General features: G+C 31.6%; 16 protein-coding genes. 8 read left to right on the top strand and 8 right to left on the bottom strand.

Features of this window, described 5'->3' with window-relative positions; genetic code table 11:
- Positions 1–3: 3 nt before the first annotated feature.
- Positions 4–1,167 (bottom strand): 2-keto-3-deoxygluconate permease, encoded by a 1,164-nt coding sequence (locus ACF91D_RS03035; protein WP_039067521.1) that lies wholly within the window; start codon positions 1,165–1,167, stop codon positions 4–6.
- A 25-nt stretch (positions 1,168–1,192) separates the two neighbouring features.
- Complete coding sequence (locus tag ACF91D_RS03030; RefSeq protein ID WP_069793216.1) at positions 1,193–2,323, bottom strand: glycerate kinase; 1,131 nt, start codon at positions 2,321–2,323, stop codon at positions 1,193–1,195.
- A 134-nt stretch (positions 2,324–2,457) separates the two neighbouring features.
- Here ACF91D_RS03030 and ACF91D_RS03025 point away from each other — a divergent pair, with 134 nt between their 5' ends.
- Positions 2,458–3,537, top strand: coding sequence for a CdaR family transcriptional regulator (locus tag ACF91D_RS03025; RefSeq protein ID WP_327621005.1), 1,080 nt, complete (start codon positions 2,458–2,460; stop codon positions 3,535–3,537).
- 1,281 nt (positions 3,538–4,818) lie between these two features.
- On the opposite strand, the gene ACF91D_RS03020 is transcribed toward ACF91D_RS03025, so the two are convergent.
- Positions 4,819–5,142 (bottom strand): DMT family transporter, encoded by a 324-nt coding sequence (locus ACF91D_RS03020; RefSeq protein ID WP_069793214.1) that lies wholly within the window; start codon positions 5,140–5,142, stop codon positions 4,819–4,821.
- Positions 5,143–5,294: 152 nt separating this feature from the next.
- A complete protein-coding gene (locus tag ACF91D_RS03015) occupies positions 5,295–6,920 on the bottom strand; it encodes a BCCT family transporter (RefSeq protein ID WP_039067516.1) in 1,626 nt (541 codons plus the stop codon).
- Between the two features lie 471 nt (positions 6,921–7,391).
- Here ACF91D_RS03015 and ACF91D_RS03010 point away from each other — a divergent pair, with 471 nt between their 5' ends.
- From ACF91D_RS03010 to ACF91D_RS02990, 5 genes are all read left to right on the top strand, one after another.
- A complete protein-coding gene (locus ACF91D_RS03010; RefSeq protein WP_158256225.1) occupies positions 7,392–7,934 on the top strand; it encodes a TetR/AcrR family transcriptional regulator in 543 nt (180 codons plus the stop codon).
- Entirely contained in the window at positions 7,927–9,057 is a 1,131-nt protein-coding gene (locus tag ACF91D_RS03005; protein WP_327621004.1) for an MFS transporter, read from the top strand. Before ACF91D_RS03010 ends, ACF91D_RS03005 begins: the two co-directional genes overlap by 8 nt.
- 674 nt (positions 9,058–9,731) lie before the next feature.
- Positions 9,732–12,365 carry a pyruvate, phosphate dikinase gene (gene ppdK, locus ACF91D_RS03000; protein WP_327621003.1) on the top strand — a complete coding sequence of 878 codons (2,634 nt, stop codon included), beginning with the start codon at positions 9,732–9,734 and terminating at the stop codon, positions 12,363–12,365.
- On the top strand, positions 12,358–13,173 hold the full coding sequence (locus ACF91D_RS02995; RefSeq protein ID WP_327621002.1) for a pyruvate, water dikinase regulatory protein: 816 nt from the start codon (positions 12,358–12,360) through the stop codon (positions 13,171–13,173). The genes ppdK and ACF91D_RS02995 overlap by 8 nt, the downstream gene beginning before the upstream one ends.
- A 470-nt stretch (positions 13,174–13,643) precedes the next feature.
- On the top strand, positions 13,644–14,561 hold the full coding sequence (locus tag ACF91D_RS02990) for an AEC family transporter (protein WP_039067509.1): 918 nt from the start codon (positions 13,644–13,646) through the stop codon (positions 14,559–14,561).
- A gap of 25 nt (positions 14,562–14,586) precedes the next feature.
- Here the strand turns inward: ACF91D_RS02990 and ACF91D_RS02985 are convergent, their stop codons facing one another.
- The 4 genes from ACF91D_RS02985 to ACF91D_RS02970 all read right to left on the bottom strand — a co-directional run bounded on the left by ACF91D_RS02985 (position 14,587) and on the right by ACF91D_RS02970 (position 16,656).
- The gene (locus ACF91D_RS02985; RefSeq protein ID WP_069793208.1) at positions 14,587–15,102 is read right to left on the bottom strand and encodes a hypothetical protein; all 516 of its coding nucleotides are present in this window, start codon (positions 15,100–15,102) and stop codon (positions 14,587–14,589) included.
- Positions 15,095–15,619, bottom strand: a complete 525-nt coding sequence (locus ACF91D_RS02980) for a hypothetical protein (RefSeq protein WP_069793207.1) — start codon at positions 15,617–15,619, stop codon at positions 15,095–15,097. Before ACF91D_RS02980 ends, ACF91D_RS02985 begins: the two co-directional genes overlap by 8 nt.
- Positions 15,612–15,812, bottom strand: a complete 201-nt coding sequence (locus ACF91D_RS02975) for a helix-turn-helix transcriptional regulator (protein WP_069793206.1) — start codon at positions 15,810–15,812, stop codon at positions 15,612–15,614. Before ACF91D_RS02975 ends, ACF91D_RS02980 begins: the two co-directional genes overlap by 8 nt.
- Positions 15,813–16,110: 298 nt before the next feature.
- Positions 16,111–16,656 carry a helix-turn-helix domain-containing protein gene (locus tag ACF91D_RS02970; protein WP_039067506.1) on the bottom strand — a complete coding sequence of 182 codons (546 nt, stop codon included), beginning with the start codon at positions 16,654–16,656 and terminating at the stop codon, positions 16,111–16,113.
- Between the two features lie 86 nt (positions 16,657–16,742).
- Between ACF91D_RS02970 and ACF91D_RS02965 the strand changes: the two genes are divergently transcribed.
- Together ACF91D_RS02965 and cls are read left to right on the top strand one after the other, a co-directional pair.
- The gene (locus tag ACF91D_RS02965; RefSeq protein WP_107549773.1) at positions 16,743–17,927 is read left to right on the top strand and encodes a CynX/NimT family MFS transporter; all 1,185 of its coding nucleotides are present in this window, start codon (positions 16,743–16,745) and stop codon (positions 17,925–17,927) included.
- Positions 17,928–18,110: 183 nt separating this feature from the next.
- Positions 18,111–19,595: a cardiolipin synthase gene (gene cls / locus ACF91D_RS02960; protein ID WP_039067503.1), complete on the top strand. Its 1,485-nt coding sequence runs from the start codon at positions 18,111–18,113 to the stop codon at positions 19,593–19,595.
- The last annotated feature ends 69 nt before the right edge of the window (positions 19,596–19,664 follow it).

Below are 19,664 nucleotides of genomic sequence, written 5' to 3'. Positions count from 1 at the left end.
AAATTACTCCTCCTTTTTATTTAAAACGCTTTCATAGAAGTGTAGTTTATTTACTTGTTTTAGTTTGAAAAATGGTGCGCTTGAATGCTTAAAATATTCTTTTCTTCCATATATACCCTTATTTTTCTGATGTTTATCAATCATTATAACTGCTATTGGACATAAAATAGCGGTAGTAATAGCAGATATCGATATTTGAGCCGTCGCCACAGGGGCAATTTTTTCTATCATTGCAAACTCACTTTGACTTAAATTACCGTTTGCTAGAGCGGTAGAAGCAGCCGCAACTACTGCAGCTGGAGTAGATACAGCATTTCCAGCAGTGGAAGCTTCAGAAACGGGAGCGATAACACTCTTTTCTTTAAATAATTTAAATGCAGCTACACCAGTAACAGCCGTACATATAAATGTTAATAGAGCTAAAGTTAGCCCACCAGATAATACAGAGAAATTAAAGAATTCAGCTAAATTCATACCGGCGCCTAATGAGAAAGCGAAGAACGGAATTAGTATTGTTTCTCCTGGGCGTAGAAAATCTGAAATTTTAGGATCTAAGTTGCCTAATAGCATACCTATACCTAATGGAAGCAGTACTGATATGAATGATATGACTGGAAAAGTAGTGCCAATAAACCCTAATGAAATTAGTGTGAGTAGAGGTCCATCATTAATTGCTAATATAGACAATCCGCCAATATCTGAACGGTTTCCATAGGCACTTGTTAATGCGGCATACATACCGCTATTGCTATTTGTCATTGCAGCAATAATTGCAATTGTAGATAATCCAAATAATCCTGTCCACGGGTCAAAAATAGCGCCGAGCAGTAATCCAATTGCTAACCCGGAAAAATACTTAGTAGATGTTAATAAAAAACCTTTTTTTAATGCCTTTCCCCCAATTTTCAAGTTCATTTGACTTCCCACGCAAAATATGAAAAGTGCAATTAATACTAACGCGCTATCTTTAAATAATTCCTGTGAAAATCCGCCAATTTGCAACATTTCATAATAGCCTTGCTCAGTCTTCGGTGCGCCGAGTTGCTTTAATATATTCATTATAAAACTTAAGTGTAGTTGATCAATCGTATTGATTGTAGCGCCTAAAAGTAAGGGTACAACCATCAATCCTCCTGGTATCTTTTCAATCGTATCTTTGATTCTCATAACTAACATCCCCTTGAATATGTTATTAATTATGGAAAAATGTTTTTACGATATTCTTAGTTGCTTTCTTTATTAATTTTTCCGAATTAGCAATCGTATGTGCAAGTGACATAGGTCCATCGGTTAAACTAAAGGCACTTACTACGCCAACATCTTTAAACGTATCAATATCTACATCGACAGTTCCTCCAATAAAGATTACAGGCACGTTGAACTTTTGAGCGCATTTGGCAATACCTATTGGCGTTTTACCGTAAAAGGTTTGGAAATCAATTTTACCTTCGCCTGTAATTACTAAGTCTGCATCTTGTAAATAATCTTCGAGATGAATATGATTTATAACGACTTTAATGCCATCTTCAAATTCACTAGGGAAAAATGCCTTGAAAGCCCCCCCTAGTCCACCAGCAGCACCAGCACCAGCTAATTCATGTAGACGTATATGTTGTGTTGAATTAACAACATCCGCCCAATGTGTAAGATTTTGTTCTAGTAATACTATTTCTGAAGTTGAGGCACCTTTTTGTTTTCCAAAGACATGGGTTGCACCATCTTGACCAATTAATGGGTTTTTAACGTCTGTTGCAATCACAAAGCTACAATGTTGAATTCTATCATCGAAGTGTTTTAAATCAATGTGATGGACATGTTTTAGCGCAGCACCACCAAAAGGTATATCATTAAGATCTTTATTGACCAATCTTGCACCTAATGCCTGTAACATACCAGCGCCGGCATCATTTGTTGCTGATCCACCAATCGCTAGAATGAATTTTTTATAACCTTTATCTAATGCGTCTCGTATTAGTTCTCCGGTGCCGTATGTTGTGGTGATCATTGGATTTAATTTTTCTTCTGGTACGTGTTTTAATCCTGATGCTTCTGCCATTTCAATAACACAAGTTTTATTATCATCTAATACACCGTATTGAGCAGTAACTTGGTTACCTAATGGCCCAGTAACAGTAACCGTTATAAATGTACCATTTGTTGCATTTACCAGTGCTTCCATAGTTCCCTCTCCGCCATCACCAACCGGTAAAGCGTGAATCTCAGCATGAGGGTAGGCTTCGGAAATACTATAAGACATATAAGAGGTGACCTCAGTAGCGGTCATACTACCCTTGAATGAATCAGGCGCTAAGACAATTTTCAATTTAAACTACCTCCTTGTAAACGCTTTCTGCTATATATTATTCTATTATATAGTTTTTATTTTATTGAAAATAGGGTTAAACTATACAAGAATATACCTTTAAATTTGTATAAAAGTGATAAAGTGGTGGGATAATGGAGATATTAACAGAAGAAGTAGCAACGCTTATTGTTGAAGAAACGGCAAAAAGAACGAAAAGCAATATTAATATAATGAATTTTAACGGCAAGATTATAGCATCGTTTGATAAAAGTAGAATCGGTAGTATACACGAAGGTGCGCGTCAAGTATTAGAGCGCGGGAAAACGGTTATATTGACTCAAGAAGATTGTGAGAAACTTCAGGGGACACAGCCAGGTATTAATTTACCTATTATATTTCAAGACGAAATTGTAGGTGTTATTGGTATTACAGGAGATCCTAAAGCACTGTTATATGTAGCAGATTTAGTGAAAATGTCGACTGAATTATTGTTATATCAAAACTATTTTACATATGAACTAGAAGGGCAAATAAGGAGCCAAGAGTTATTTATTGAAGAACTGTTGAAAAGTAATCCCTCTAATTCGTTTGTGCAATATCTAACTAAGCAACTTAACTCAAATTTATTAGCTCATAGAAAATGTATTATTATTAATTTAGAAAAACAAATATTTTCAAGAAATAGTATTGTTCGTACATTAACTAGCAAAATCGATCAGAGTACTTTCGCTTTAGCTTTTACTAATCATAATCGTATCGTTATACTGGCTTCTGATGAATCGCAAAAAGCTTTGGATGAAAAGATAGTTAGAATCTATCATGCTTTTAAATCATTAAAGTTAGCAATAAGAATGGCTTCAAGTTTACTTTTTTCAAGCTTGAATGATTTTAAAAAAGCTTATGAAGAATGTGAACTTGTTTTTATGTTGAACGATCAAACTCAATCATTGATGTCATTTGAAGATGTAGAAGAGAAAACGTTGCTTTATCAAATAGAAAGTGAAATAAGAGAAAGATATAAACATAGAATTTTAAGTGATTTAGATTCACAAAGCATAGAAACTCTAAAAAGTTTCTTCAAAAATGATTTGAACATTGCTAAAACTGCAAAATATCTCTATATACACCGCAATACGTTACTTTACCGATTAGAAAAATGCAAAATGCGTACAGGTTTGAATCCAAAAAAATATTCGGACGCTATTAAATTACAAATAGCTTTATGGTGTTAACTATTTATAGTTTAGTTGATGTATATTTCATTTGATTAGTAAATTGTAATAAGTAGCAAGGTTGTAATGTGAAAGTTTTAAATTGTGAATATCATAAAATATAGTAGACTCATTTTTTAGTAAAGTATCAAAAAAGACTTTACAAATTACACAACCGACAATATAATAACTTTAAGTTATTACTAAATAATTCTATAAAATTTATAATAAAATTCTTTGTAGATACAAAACGTTTTGTTTTCAATCAGCAATTATTAAATAATAATGGTGCCATTATTGAGTTATTAAGTGATAACTCACATCAATGTGTTATTGATGTACCATGGAATGAAAGGAAGTGGACATGATGTATAAAAAGTATTTATAAGTTTTTGAATGACTTATTGTAATAGTTTTACAAAATTATATTACACTACATGAAAATAGCCAAAACGAATTAACTTTGATAATGTACAAACATTATTGTGAATTGTTACACTGTATTGACTGAAAAACTAGTATGATAATCTCTTTGTATGTCAATTTGCCAAACGTTTATATTTTAAATAGTCACCTACTTTAGCACAATTATTGTGTTTGAACATGCCATTTTAAGTAATTTTCATACTTCAATTTGTTTAATATATCTTAATTGTAAAATGTAATTTCTCTATTTCACCTACTTTTAAATCCCGCAAAATAATAAGAGCCAGTTTAAATCAAATAGCAATTTGAAATAGAAAGAAGATAGCGTAAATGCTTTTATTTTTAACTTAGTTATACAAAAATATAATATGTGACTTATATGTTCTCATTAAAAAACAAGCTTAATAAGGTATTAAGTAGTTAAATCATCTTATCCAAAAATGGCAATGAACTGGTGATGTTAAAAGTCCCAAGCAACAAATCAATGTAGCTTGGGCTTTTTTATGTAATACAAATTATATACTTTTGTACAATAAAGAAGGCCCCTAATTAAAATTTAATAAACACAACTAAATTCTAATTAGGGGCTTTCTATAAAAAATAAAATATGTCGCAATAATACCTGAGAGCGAATTTAAAAATTACCAGGCTAGCACATTTTATAACACTAAAAAGGTGTTTAAGATTAGTATATATAATCCTTTTTGAGATAGTGAAATTGAAAGGCTACAAACTATAGTATTACTATAATATAACGCTCTCAAAATCATAACTCTACATGTTAGGTGAAAGTCCTCCTTACCTAGCAAGTAAAGACACAATCAAAATTCCTCTTGATAATTATATTTGTAAATAAATTATAGGTGAATTAGTATTTTATTTTGAAGTACCCATAGTATTTAATAGTATGATTCCAAGTGTAATAAATATAATCGAAATTACGCCTATAGTATTTAAATTTTCTTTAAATATTATCACTGAAAGAATTGTGCTTAAAACTAATCCTAAGCCTGCCCAAGTAGCATAGCTTATACTTAAAGGTAAATATTTCATAGCTAAACTAAAAAAGTAAAAACAAATAATAAAAGAAACTATAGCCGAAAGACTCGGATAGAATTTGCTAAACCCATTAGAAGCTTTTAAAGAAACAGTTCCAGTTATTTCAGTTATGATCGCGATAAATAAATATAAGTATGACATAAAACTCCTTCCTCGTAACAAATACTTTTTATTTTCTTCTTACACAATATTTAATAAAAAAAAGGCACACACTCACGTGTGTGCCTTTTAGGAAATAATACATTATGAATTCTTCTTAATTCAGCCTAACATACAAAAATATGATAGGGCAACTATTTTTCTGAGTCTCTATTTTCTGCTCTTTTGGCAATAATATCATCTTCAAATTTATCTTTTTGTGAATCGATATATTCTTTCATTCTATGTTTATTAGGAGTTAGTGTTAACCCTAGGAATTTACGTTCCCTATTAGCGTCCTTATAAAAACTAACCATCATGCAAAGAATAATTACCGAGAATGGTAAAGCTGTCATTATAGCCATATTTTGTAATGCGTTTAATCCGTTATCTCCACCAGAGAATAGTAAAATAAACGCGATAAGTGCTTGTGCAACACCCCAAATGACTTTAACTATAGCTGAAGGATTTAATGAACCAAATGTGGTTTGCATTCCTAAAACAAAAGTTGCTGAGTCGGCTGAGGTAATAAAGAATGTTGCTATCAATAATAAAGTAACAATAGATAATATAAATCCTAGTGGAACTTCATTAAAGACTCCAAATAAAGCAGTTTCGGGCGGCATATTAAAGATTTGTGGATGGTCTTTAGCCGTTTCAATACCTAAAACGCCAAATGCTGCAAACCATACTAAACTTACAAGTACTGGAGCTAACATAACCCCAGAAACAAATTCTCTTATAGAACGACCTTTTGAAACACGCGCAATAAATATACCAACGAACGGGCTCCAACTAATCCACCAAGCCAATTGGAAGAAGGTCCATTGTGTCATCCAATCATTTTTTTGTGAGTCTAAAGGCGCTGTATCAAACATATTAAATAAAAATGTATTTAAATAGTCGCCTGTGGCACTTGTGAGCATATTTAATATTAAAACTGTTGGGCCAACGATAAAGATAAATAACAAAATAATACCTGCTAACCCTATATTAGCATTACTTAAATATTGGATGCCTCTGCTTAAACCTGACCAAGCACTGGCTAAGAATAAAATTGTTACGATGACAATAATAATACCTTGTGTCACAATATTGTTTGGTATGTTAAATAAATAATTAAGTCCACCTGCAATTTGCATAGCACCAAGACCTAATGAAACCGCAACGCCTCCAATAGTAGCAAAGACTGAAATAACATCTATAATTATACCAAGTGGTCCTTCTACTTTATCTCCAAATATTGGACGTAAAGTTCTTGAAATCAATGCTGGTTCATTCTTTCTAAATTGGAAGTAAGCTAATGCTAAGGCAACAACGCCGTATACACCCCAAGCATGAAATCCCCATTGCATGAATGCACCTCTTAAAGCTTCTGTATAAGCATGTGCCGTTTTAGGATCTCCTGTAGGTGGAGATGCAAAATGGCTAATCGGTTCAGCTGCTCCCCAGAAAACTAAACCAATTCCCATCCCAGCACTAAATAACATGGCAAACCATGAAATTGTATTGAACTCTGGTTTATCTCCTGGTTTTCCCAATTTTAGTTTTCCAATGGGACTAAATATCAAGAAAGTACAGAAAAATATCATTATAGCGACAATTACCATATAGTACCAACCGAAGTATTCAGTTATCCAACCTGTAATGTTATTACCTATATTGTTGAACTGAGTAGGAAACAGGGCACCTAAAAGTACTACAGCTGCTGTTATAATAATACTAAAGGTAAAAACTGAAGAAAGTTTTTTTCCATTAAATTTTTGATTTTTATTTTCCAAACTATGTACCTCCCTATGATTGAACATAAAGAAGAATAACAAAGTTTATAAAATAAAACAACAGGCTCAACATTGTTTTAAGAATATTTTAATCAAATTTAACGTTATTTATGAACTTTATAATAATAATAAAATTATGATGTTTAAAATTATAATTATCTTGTATTCCCTTATTTATAAGGTTTTTTATTAATGAGAGGTACTATAAATGAAGTTCATATTTTAAAAACACTTTTTTTGAGCATTTTTATCTGAACCATAGTTGTTTTTATATATTATTAATACAAGCAAAAATTTTAACTGTTTACTACATCTGCTAATAACAGTGAAAAAACATTAAATAGCTATATTGTATATATATCCTAATATTATAGATAAAGTTATTTATATTTTTAATTGTAAAATACTGTTGAAAAAATTAGAGACTATATTAAAATGAGAGTGAACGTTCTCTTTTTAAGGTGGGATATAATGACAAAATTAACTAGAAAACAAGAACAATTAATCTGCAGTGCAAATCAACTTTTTGATAAACAAGGTTTTAGTGCAACAGGCATTGATCAGATAATCCAAGCATCAAATGTTGCAACGATGACTCTATATAGAAACTATAAGTCTAAAGATGACTTAATTGTCGCCGTTTTAAAATATAGAGAAGACGTGTATATGAACTTCTTAGAAAGCAACAATAATAAAACCTTAGAGCATATGATCGAGCAGCACTTAGAATGGTTAAAGAGTAAAAATACAAATGGGTGTTTATTTTTAAAAGCTATGGAAGAATTTAGACATTCAAATCAAGAGATTGTAGAAATAGTCAGTAATCATAAAATAAAGGTGGCAAAATTAATAGAAGAAAAATTAGAAAGTGAAAATTATCATAACATAAAAGATTTAGCTAAAAAGTTACTCTTTATATTGGAAGGTAGTACATCAATGATAGAACATATGGATTTTTCGGATGTTAAATCTATTACGATAAGTCTTTCAAAAGGGGTGCTAAACAATGAATAATAAAATAATTATTTCTGGGACTTTAATGATTGCCGTTACTTACGGTTTAGCAAGGTTCGCTTTCGGCTTATTATTACCTAATATTTCAAGTGACCTCAAATTAGGCAGTGGTACTATGGGTATGATAAGTTCCGCAACTTATATTGCTTACTGTCTAGCTATTGCGATTTCTACTTACTATTCAAACCAAAAAGACCCAAAGTTGTTTGTTAGTTTAGCTGGTTTAACTTCTATTTTAGGTATTTTTATCATCTCGGTGTCTCATGAAGCAGTTTTATTATTCTTAGGTGTTTTTATTGCTGGTATGAGTACAGGATTTGGTTCACCAGCTTACGGTGAGGTTGTTCAAAATAATTTGAATAAAAGCACGCAAAACAAAGCTAATACATGGATAAATGCTGGTACTGGTTTTGGTATCGTAATCTCTGGACCTATCGCGTATATATTGTCTAATAATTGGAGAATTGTTTATTTAATGTTTGGCATTATAGCAATTATCGTTTTATTAATAAATTATCTTTATATACCTAAACATACTTCTGCTATAAAAAAAATCAAAACCCAAACACAGCCATACATTTTGAAACCATTACTACAAAAAAGCATGTCTATAAACATCGCTTCTTTGATCTTAGGTTGTGCATCTGCTATTTATTGGACTTTTTCTAAAGATTATATTGCAACAGTACCTTCTAATTCAGACTTCATTACATCTTCTTTTTGGATATTGGTTGGAGTATCAGGCATCATCGGAGGATTTTCAGGTGGTTTGATTTCTAAATTTTCAATTAAAACTTTATATATTATTGTAGTATTAATGATGGCAACCTCTATTTTATCTTTAAATATTGATAACGCTAATTTATTTATTATATTTTTATCCGCGCTATTTTTCGGCAGTTCTTATGTGTTTTTAACAGGAATTTTAATGATATGGGGTATTAAAATTTTTGAAAAAGCACCCTCTTTAGGTATAGGAGTTCCATTTTTCACACTAGCTTTTGGGCAAATCATAGGCGCCATGGTTTCAGGAAATGTGATTCAAATTTCTTCTTATGAGTTGGCCTTTGCTGTATTTGGATTTTTCTCTTTAATTTCCATTATATTTATCCCAAAAGTTTGAGATTAAGGGGGAAATGGACAAAGTGCTAATAAAATTAGGTTATTTATTATTATTCATAGGTATAGAAAATTGTGAGGAAAGCACTAGAATACAAATTTCATTTTCAAAGTTAAGGACGAATCCATATAAAGGTGGATTGGTCCTTTTTATATTTAAAACATTATGATTTTGAAGACGAATAATTTTTGTATGTATTGGGACTGTGAGTTTGCATTACGACTATTTCAATGAAATCAATATATATAAAGTTTGTATTTTTGTGTAAAAAAATAAAATGTTTTCATAGTAATTTAATCAGCACCATTGAATTAAATTTGCAATATTTCTTATGCATAAAAATTATAGAATGATTACATTACGCTACCACTCTAGTTACCGTATTTAAAATGTATTTAAGAAACTATATAAATACGATAATTATAATAGTAAAGGCATTATGAAAATGGGAATTGTAATCAAGTGTTTTATTTAAAGTTTAAGCTAAGAGATACCTTAAACTAAAAAAGTAGAAAATTATACTAAGTCATGCTTAATTTATACTATTTAAAAGATAAAAATTATGTCAAATAACGAAAAAAATAATGAATTTTTATATTTTAGTTGTTATTTTTCGTTTAATATGACATACTCAATAGCAATTAGTATATCATATTAACTATTTGAGGTGATTCAGTATGACAAAATATATTTATGCATTTGATGAAGGACAAAAGTCTATGAAAGATTTACTGGGAGGCAAGGGTGCTAATTTGGCAGAGATGAAGCGCTTAGGTTTACCGGTACCTGATGGTTTTACGTTAACAACAGAAGCTTGTATAAAATATTTAGAGCATGGATCTAAGCTTTCTGATGCGCTCATGGAGCAATTAAATACACAATTAACTGCTTTTTATGAACGTACACAAAAATCATTTTCTTCGGACTCATCTTTATTGTTAGTTTCAGTACGAAGCGGAGCCAAAATATCTATGCCAGGGATGATGGACACAATTTTAAATTTAGGTTTAAACGATGACAATGTTAAAAAGTTAGCTGAAAAGACTGAAGACGCTCGTTTTGCCTATGATTGTTATCGCCGTCTATTACAAATGTTTGGCGAAGTCGTATACGGTATCCCTATGGCATCATTTGATACATATTTCAATCAATATAAAGAAAAGCATGGTTATCAAAATGATGCAGACATTCCAGCTGAAGGACTACAAGAAATTTGCGAACATTTTAAAGAAGTATATGTTGAAGAAGTTTATAAGCCATTTCCACAAGTACCCATTGACCAATTAACTGAAGCTATTGAAGCAGTGTTTAAATCATGGGACAACGACCGTGCCCGTGTATATCGTGAATTAAATGAAATACCACATGATATCGGTACTGCTGTAAATATTCAAGAAATGGTATTTGGTAACAGCGGGGAACGCAGTGGTACGGGAGTTGCTTTTACACGCAATCCAGTTACAGGAGAGTCTAAACTATTTGGAGAGTATTTATTAAATGCGCAAGGTGAAGACGTAGTGGCAGGTATCCGTACTCCTAAAGATATTGATTCATTGAGAGAGCAAATGCCACATGTACATCAACAATTTGTGGATGTTTCCAAACGTCTTGAAACGCATTATAAAGACATGCAAGATATTGAATTTACAATTGAAAATGGACAATTATATTTACTGCAAACGAGAAATGGTAAGCGTACTGCTAATGCGGCCATACACATAGCAGTTGATTTAGTTGAGGAGGGCATTATAACTAAAGAAGAAGCAGTGATGAATGTTGAAGTAAAATCTATTGATCAGTTATTGCATCCTAATTTTGATGAGCAATCACTTAAACAAGCAACTACAATTTCTAAAATTGGATTGCCAGCAAGTCCGGGAGCAGCAAGTGGTAAGATTGTATTTTCGGCAGAAAGTGCGAAAGAACAAGCAGAAAAGGGCAATAAAGTTATTTTAATGAGACCAGAAACTTCTCCAGAAGATATTGAAGGGATGGTTGCAAGTGAAGCAATCGTTACAACGCATGGTGGTATGACTTCCCATGCAGCCGTTGTAGCACGTGGTATGGGTAAATGTTGCGTTACAGGATGTTCTGATATCGAAATTAATGTCATAGATAAAGTAATTAATTATTCAGGAGGTACGTTGTACGAAGGAGATGTTATTTCCGTAGATGGCGCTAAAGGCGATATTTATTATGGTAAAGTGTCGACGATGAAAGCAGAGCGCAGTAAAGCGTTTGAACAGTTTATGTCATGGTCAGAAGATGTAGCGAGATTACAGGTTAGAATGAATGCGGAAACGCCTCAAGATATTCAAACTGGTTATCAGTTTAATGCTAAGGGAATAGGTCTCGTTCGCACAGAGCACATGTTCTTCGGCCCTGAACGTTTGGTTGAAATGCGTCGCTTTATCTTATCAGATACTCAAGATAAACGTATTGCTGCTTTAAATAAAATTCAGCAATATCAAATGACTGATTTTGAAGAAATATTAAAGTTATCTGGTCAAAGACCAACGATTATTAGGTTGTTAGATCCACCACTTCACGAATTTTTACCAAGTTCGATGGAAGAAAAAAACAATGTAGCTCAACAGTTGAATGTGTCTGTAAGAGAATTGGAACAATACATTGAGAGTTTAGACGAAGTAAATCCAATGTTGGGGCATAGAGGTTGTCGCCTTGCTATTACGTATCCAGAACTGTATGTTATGCAAGTTGAAGCTATAGTGAAAAGTGCGTTACGTCTGAAAGAACAAGGTATTGAGTGTCAACCAGAAATCATGATTCCTTTAGTTTCTACAGTGGCTGAGTTTACAATTTTAAGAGCTAAAATTGTTGAAAAGATAGAACAATTGCAACAAGAGGCTGGAGAAACAATTCAATACTTAATTGGAACAATGATTGAAACACCAAGGGCTTGCCTGATCGCCGGTGAATTAGCGATGGTATGCGATTTCTTTAGCTTTGGTACTAATGATTTAACGCAATTAACTTTTGGGTTCTCTAGAGATGATGCTGGTAAATTTATTGGTTCATATTCAGAACAAGGTGTTTTAGCAAATGACCCATTCCAAACATTAGATCAGGATGGTGTTGGTCAACTTGTCAAAATAGCTACACAACAAGCTAAATCTGTTAACCCGACTATTAAAATAGGTGTCTGTGGCGAATTAGGTGGCGACGATAAATCTATCCATTACTTTAATCAAATAGATATTGACTATGTTTCATGTTCACCATTTAGAGTTCCTGGAGCCTTGTTATCGACTGCGCAAAGTGAGGTTAAAGGTGGTCGATTACGTGTTTAATGATTCGATAGAACCACAACTCAGATTATATGTTATTTCAGATTCCATAGGAGAAACAGCGCAACGGATGGTACATGCAACGTTAACTCAATTTCCTGATGTATCACAAATTGAAATAAAAAAATTTCCTTTTATAAAAAATGACGAAGAGCTCATTAATATATTAAAAAGTGCTAAAGCACGCGCAGCAGTTGTGATAACAACATTAGTGAACCCTGAGTTTAATATTGTTGGTCAGCAATTTGCAAAAGAAGCGGGTATCCCATATGTTGATTACATGTCTGACTTAATTGGTATTATTCAGCAACGCACAAATTGTTCGCCTATTTTAGAAAGCGGAGCCTTACGTAAATTAGATGAAAATTATTTTAGAAGAATAGAAGCTATGGAATATTCTGTTAAATATGATGATGGTAAACATTTTACCAACATTGGAGAAGCCGATGCGCTTATTGTTGGTGTTTCAAGAACATCTAAGACACCACTTAGTATGTATTTAGCGAATAAAGGTTACAAAATTGCAAATATACCGTTGGTGCCAGAAGTAGATATACCTGATGAAGTTTTTAGGCATAAGGATTTAAAAGTATTTGGTTTAACTGCAAGCCCTAATTATATTTTAAACATACGTAATGAACGTGTGAAAGTGTTGGGGCTACACGGTCCAACAAACTATAACAGTATTGAAAGAATCAGAGAAGAATTAATATATGCTGAAAAGATTTTTGAAAAATTAAATGCAACAGTCATTAATACAGAATACAAATCAATTGAAGAATCAGCGTTTTATATAGAAAAATTTTTATGATTTGATGTTATTACTATTTAGAGAATAGTAAAATAAAATATTAAATCTAAAACTAAAAATACGACTGAGGTATAAACTTCATTATCAAAAAATGACTAATCCACATGATATTGGATTAGTCATTTTTATATTTAAAGGGTGTTGCCAAAACAATTTCTACCGGTTGCTTAGAAAAAATTCAAACACTTCGTTACGGCTTTAATAGAGAAGAGATTGTTACACTAAATAATTGTCTAAATACTTTGTAACAGTATAATTATTTGAATGAATTACATTATTTTTACTAATTATAATTAAATTTTTTAAGAGGAATAGATACATTAAAGATTAATTTTGTTTTGAACTATAAGCTAATCTTATGTATATAAATAATAAATTAAATTTATACTTATAGTTATAATTATGGTAATTTAAGCTATAGTTAGGTGGGAGGAAGAGCACTGTTAAATACGCTATAGTGAGGGTTGTTTATGTTTATATTTATTATCTTAGAAGTTATATTACCCATTTTACTATTAATAGTTATTGGGGCATTTTTGCAAAGAAAATTTGACTTTAAATTACAAAATTTTTCTACGTTAATTACATATTGCCTAATGCCTGCTGCTGTCTTTATAAACATTTATCATATTAAGATTGAATTTCAAGTATTTTCGCAAATTATATATTATGTAGTGATTTACAGTATTAGTTTAATATGCATAAGTCACATTATTGCAAAATTATTAAAATTAGAGGATGGCGAAGGAGCAGCTTTAAAAAATAGTATATCTTTAATGAACTCTGGAAACTATGGATTACCTGTCAGCCAATTTATATTCAGCCAAAACCCATTGGGTGTTTCTGTACAAATTTTGATTTTAGTATTTCAAAATTTATTAACTTATTCATATGGTATGTATAATTTGTTATCAGCCACAAGTTCTATCAAAGATATCGTTACTTTTTTTCTAAAACTACCTGTGTTTCACGCACTTTTACTAGGTGTTTTTTTCCAAGTATTTGAAATTAAATTACCACAATTTGCGCTAATACCAATTGAGCAGCTTTCAGATGGCTTTGGTTCCATAGCGTTACTTTTACTGGGTGCTCAATTATCAAAAATTAAATTTAAATTTTTCCATCGTGTTATTACGATTTCGTTAATAGGCAGATTACTAGTAGGCCCAATGGTTTCTCTAGCTGTTATCTATATACTTAATATTGATGGCATTATTGCACAATCACTATTAATTGCGAGTTCATTTCCAACTTCTAGAAATGCATCGACAATTGCCATGGAATATCAAGTGGAACCAGAACTTCACGCGCAAATCGTCCTTTTTTCTACATTATTTAGTATGTTAACAGTTACTGGTGTGATTTATTTGTCTTATGTTTTATTTTAAATAAATCATAAGACAATTCATATTATTAATCATTATCTTTGTATGCTTTAATGAGTTTAATTCTAGCAAAACCATAAATGACAAAACCCGTTATAATAGCAATGATTAAATTAACAAATAGATTTTTCAAGATATCTGAACTTTGTGGTAAATCAGAACCTGAAATGAGTGGTATCCAATAATTATTTAGGTTGAATACTACAAACATTATAGTTGCGAATAATATGCTACTTTTATGTAATTTTTTTAATTGCATCTTATATTGTGCCTCAGTATATACTTCTAAAGTATCTACTTTTTTCTTACGAAGTGAAGCGATTAATATGATTGAATAGATTAAGATTAATATGAAAGTTAATGTACCTAATATAGGTAGGCGATTTAGATAGCTAGTTATAAAAAAATCTGACGCACTGATGATGAGTCCACCATAAAAAATCCATGGAGAGAACCTAGCATAATCATGTAATAGTTGTTGACGTTCATATTCGTCTGTAAATCTAAAATTAGGAATTAAACGTAGAATTTTGTCATTATTCATCATGTTTACCCCTTTCGTCGATTAGTTTTATCCGCGAATCCTTTGTAATCGTAAATATTATGATGACAATTAAAGGTAGATAGGTGCTGAACTTTGTTAATATAGCAAAATTTAAACTATTAACTGCAAGGATTGGCGCAATTACTATTGTAGTCAACAGCATATAGCTTATTGCAATAATTAAAAAAATGATCCTCTTATTACGAGTTTCTCGTAACAACTTATGATAAACTTCTTGATCTTTTACCTCTATTTCCAACGGATCTGCACTAAATCTACTCATAGACATTCTACAACCTAAAACAATAAGCAATAATACCCCACCAATAGTGAATGGAGATAAAAATTCTCGTTCAATATCGAAGAAAATAGATAAATAAACGAGTGCGATAAGTGCATATAATCCGATAATATTATGTTTGGCTAGAGTTTTATCAATTTCATACTGTTGATATTCATCTGGATTGCTCATTGAACCGATGAAATTTTGATATAACCACTTATCTTTTCTATTCATATGGATCATCCTCCCAAAATAAATCATTGAGTGTAACATCTAAAGCTTTCGCTATATTAATACATAAATTCAATGATGGATTATATTTATTATTTTCAATCATATTGATTGTTTGCCTTGATACTTCAACTGTTCTTGCAAGTGTAAGTTGAGACATATGCTTGGCGTTTCGATAATGCTTAACTTTATTCATGATGAATATATCGCCACCTTGTGTGTCAAATATATGTTACATGTACAATATATACGACATTTCTAAGAGTGTCAATGTTACATATTTTAAATTTAAATAATCAAAATAACATTATGTTGTGTTTTATTAAGCGGAATAGCTAATTTGTAGAAAAGATGTAAGCGCTGGCAGTTAAATATGAGGATTACATAAATTAATGAACATAGTAAAAGTCCCACTTGATCAATGGATTAACAGTGGGACTTTTAGACGTGGATTTTATAAAGCAGTTCTTTAGAATAGTGACTTTGTAAACAGCTTATTGATAATACATGGTAGAGGTGAAAACAGCAGTGACATTGCTACGATTACGATAACTATGTGCCACATCACTGTTAAAACGAAAAGCCTGATGATGATTGATTGTGTAAATTGTTGAATCAACTTCTATTTCAAGGCTACCTTCGTTTACAATGATATATTCTTCGGAACCCATATGGTGAGGCGCTGAGTCCATTTTCCCATCGGGTTCTATTGCCATTTTAAACATTTCAAATTTCTTATGATCATCGTATGGAAAATATGGATAAATGGTAACTTTATCATCAATGATTGGCACAATGTCAGATTCATCAATAAAATCTACTGTATCATTATTTAATGATGTTAATTGTGATAAAGATAGATGAAGTCCATTGGCAATTTTCCACAGAGTTGTAATGGTAGGATTTGAATTTCCTTTTTCAATTTGACTTAACATATTTTTGCTGACTCCAGTTGCCTTTGCAACTTTCTCTAAGCTGAGTTGATGTTTCTTTCGATGGTCAGCGATGTTTTTCGCTACTATATTCTGAATATTATACAATTGCATCGCTCCTATTTACAATATAACGTACATATCGTACCATATATTGTGTTGATTTTAAAATAATTCTCTCAAGGTGGTACAGTATGGAAAATTATAGAAAAACAAAACCATTTAATTGGTTATTGTTTATAGGCATTTTATTAGTTGGAGCAAATTTACGAGCGCCTATAACTTCTATAGGTGTAGCATTACCTGATATAAAAACAGATTTAGCATTATCTAATAGTGCCGTTAGTGTAATAACAGTAGTACCTTTATTAGCATTTGCTGTAATTTCGTTATTTGCTGCTAGAACGAGTAATAGGTTAGGGCTCGAAAAAACGGTTTTTCTAGCTTTATGGTTAATATTAATAGGAATTATTGTTAGATCAGTTACAGGCGTGTCGTGGTTGTATATTGGCACTGTATTGATTGGTATAGGTATTGGTTTTGGTAACGTGCTCGCACCAGCAGTTATTAAAGCGAAGTTTTCACTGCATATTGGTATTATGACTGGTTATTATACTGTTGTTATGAATGTTTTTGGGGGCTTATCCTCATATGGAACAGCGCCATTAGTAAAAGCCTTTAACTATAATATTGCGATAAGTGTTATTGGCATAGTAACGCTTTTAACAATTATTTTATGGTCATTTCAATTAAAAGGTGAACAAGAGATGACGACCGCCATATCTGGAGAAAGTATTAATGTATGGAAATCACCGTTATCGTGGCAGATTACTATACTAATGGGGGGACAGTCGCTTATCTTTTACTCACTTATAAACTGGATGCCAGCATACCTTGCACAAAGTGGCATGTCCATCAGTGAAGCGGGTGCTTATCTATCGGTGCTTCAAATATCAATTATTCCATTTACATTTATTACGCCTATTTTTGCTACAAAAATGAAATCTCAGTTTTTATTAACTTTTATTACTGGGCTATGTTTTATAGTAGGTGTTGTAATTATGATATTTATTCCACAATTAGCAATTGTATCAACAATTCTTATTGGTATGGCGGGTGGTATTGCATTCGGTTTAGTTAACACGTTCTTTAGTCTGAGAACAGAGCATAGTGAAACAGCTGCTAAATTGTCAGGTATGGCACAATCTATTGGTTATTTATTTGCTGCAATTGGTCCATTACTATTTGGTATTTTACATGACATTACTGGTGAATGGTTGGCTTCATTATCCATTTTATTAATAACAGCATGTATTATCACGCTATTTGGTTCTCAAGCTGGTCGTAATCACACTATTGAACAAACTCTACAGAAATAACGCAAATCATTTTATAAATAATAGACTGAAGAAGATGGTAAAATTAAAGATTTTACAATATAATTGAGTTTGATAATCATTGCACTTTTAGTAATATGGATGTTTAACATTTAATTAAATTAGTAAATATTTTGAATGGTTTTATAAATCTTTCTACAAGCGAAAGTACAACGAGGTGAATTTATGCAATTAATTTTTGATCCAAGTGTAAGTACAATCTATCGAGGTGTTTTAGCATTTTTCTTTGTAGTGAATATCATATTAGCATTTTTAATTGTATTTTTAGATAGAGACAGAAGAGATGCTACGGCAACTTGGGCATGGTTGTTCTTACTTTTCGTCATGCCTATACTAGGTTTCTTTATCTATATTTTCTTTGGTAGAGGCGTACGTAAGAAACGTGAACGAGGCTTTACACATAATCAAATAGAGGATGATATGAAACGTGTAAAATCTCAATTGAGTGCATCGACAAATAAAATTAGTGATTCTGATAATCCAATCGTCAGAAAGCACAAAGATATTGCGACAACATTATTAACAAAAGAACCATCATTCTTAAGTAATGATAATAATATTGATATTTATATTGATGGTCATGATTTATTTGCTCAAATGAAAGAAGATTTACGAAATGCTAAGTCCTACATTCATATGGAATATTATGTTTTAGAATTAGATGGCTTAGGTACTGAAATCGTTAATATTTTAGAAGAAAAAGCAAACGAAGGCTTAGAAGTAAAATTATTATATGATGCAGTAGGTTCAAAATCTGTCCATAAATCAAAATTCAAAGCATTCCAAGAAGCAGGTGGTCAGGTTGAAGCATTCTTTCAAGCTAAAATCCCTTTAATCAATTTCAGAGTGAATAATAGAAACCACCGTAAAATTGTGGTCATCGATGGTATGACAGGTTATGTTGGTGGTTTTAATATTGGAGATGAATATTTAGGGTTAAATGAAAAATTTGGTTATTGGAGAGATACACATCTAAGAGTTAGAGGCGATGGTGTAGATGCATTACAGTTAAGCTTCATCCATGATTGGAACTCTCAAGCAAAACGTGAGCAGTTAGAATATAATGAAAAATATTTCCCAGAAAATGCAAATCAGGGTGGCGATGTATCAATGCAATTGGCACTTAGTGCACCAAGTGATAATTGGCATCAAATTGAATTTGGTTATATGAAGATGATTATGAATGCTAAAAAATCTATTTATATGCATAGTCCATATTTTATTCCAGATAAAGGTTATATTAATGCTTTGCGTATTGCTGCTAAGTCAGGAGTAGATGTACGTTTAATCATACCTTGCAAACCTGATCATATCTTTGTATATTGGGCGACGATTTCAAGCGTGGCTCAGCTTATACGTGATGGTGTTAAAGTATACACATACGAAAATGGTTTCATCCATTCAAAAATGATGATTATTGATGACGAAGTTGCAAGCGTAGGTTCTGCAAACATGGATATTCGTAGTTTTGAATTAAACTTTGAAATAAATGCATTTATGTATGATGAACATATTACTAAAAAACTTAAAGATGCTTTCTTTGAAGATTTGAAAGTATCACAAGAATTGACAGAAGAGCGTTATAATCAACGTTCTAATTGGATTAAATTTAAACAAGCTATTGCAAAATTAGCTTCGCCTATATTATAAATAAGAATTAATGTATCCCGAAAAGAGATAATAATTAGAATTTAAAGTAGTAGTTATCAGAAAGGTAAC

The sequence above is a fragment of the Staphylococcus sp. 231237_7MaSpsaltlick genome, assembly GCF_043107035.1.
The sequence above is the reverse complement of the archived record's forward strand: the minus strand, read 5'-3'. Positions and strand labels throughout refer to the sequence as shown.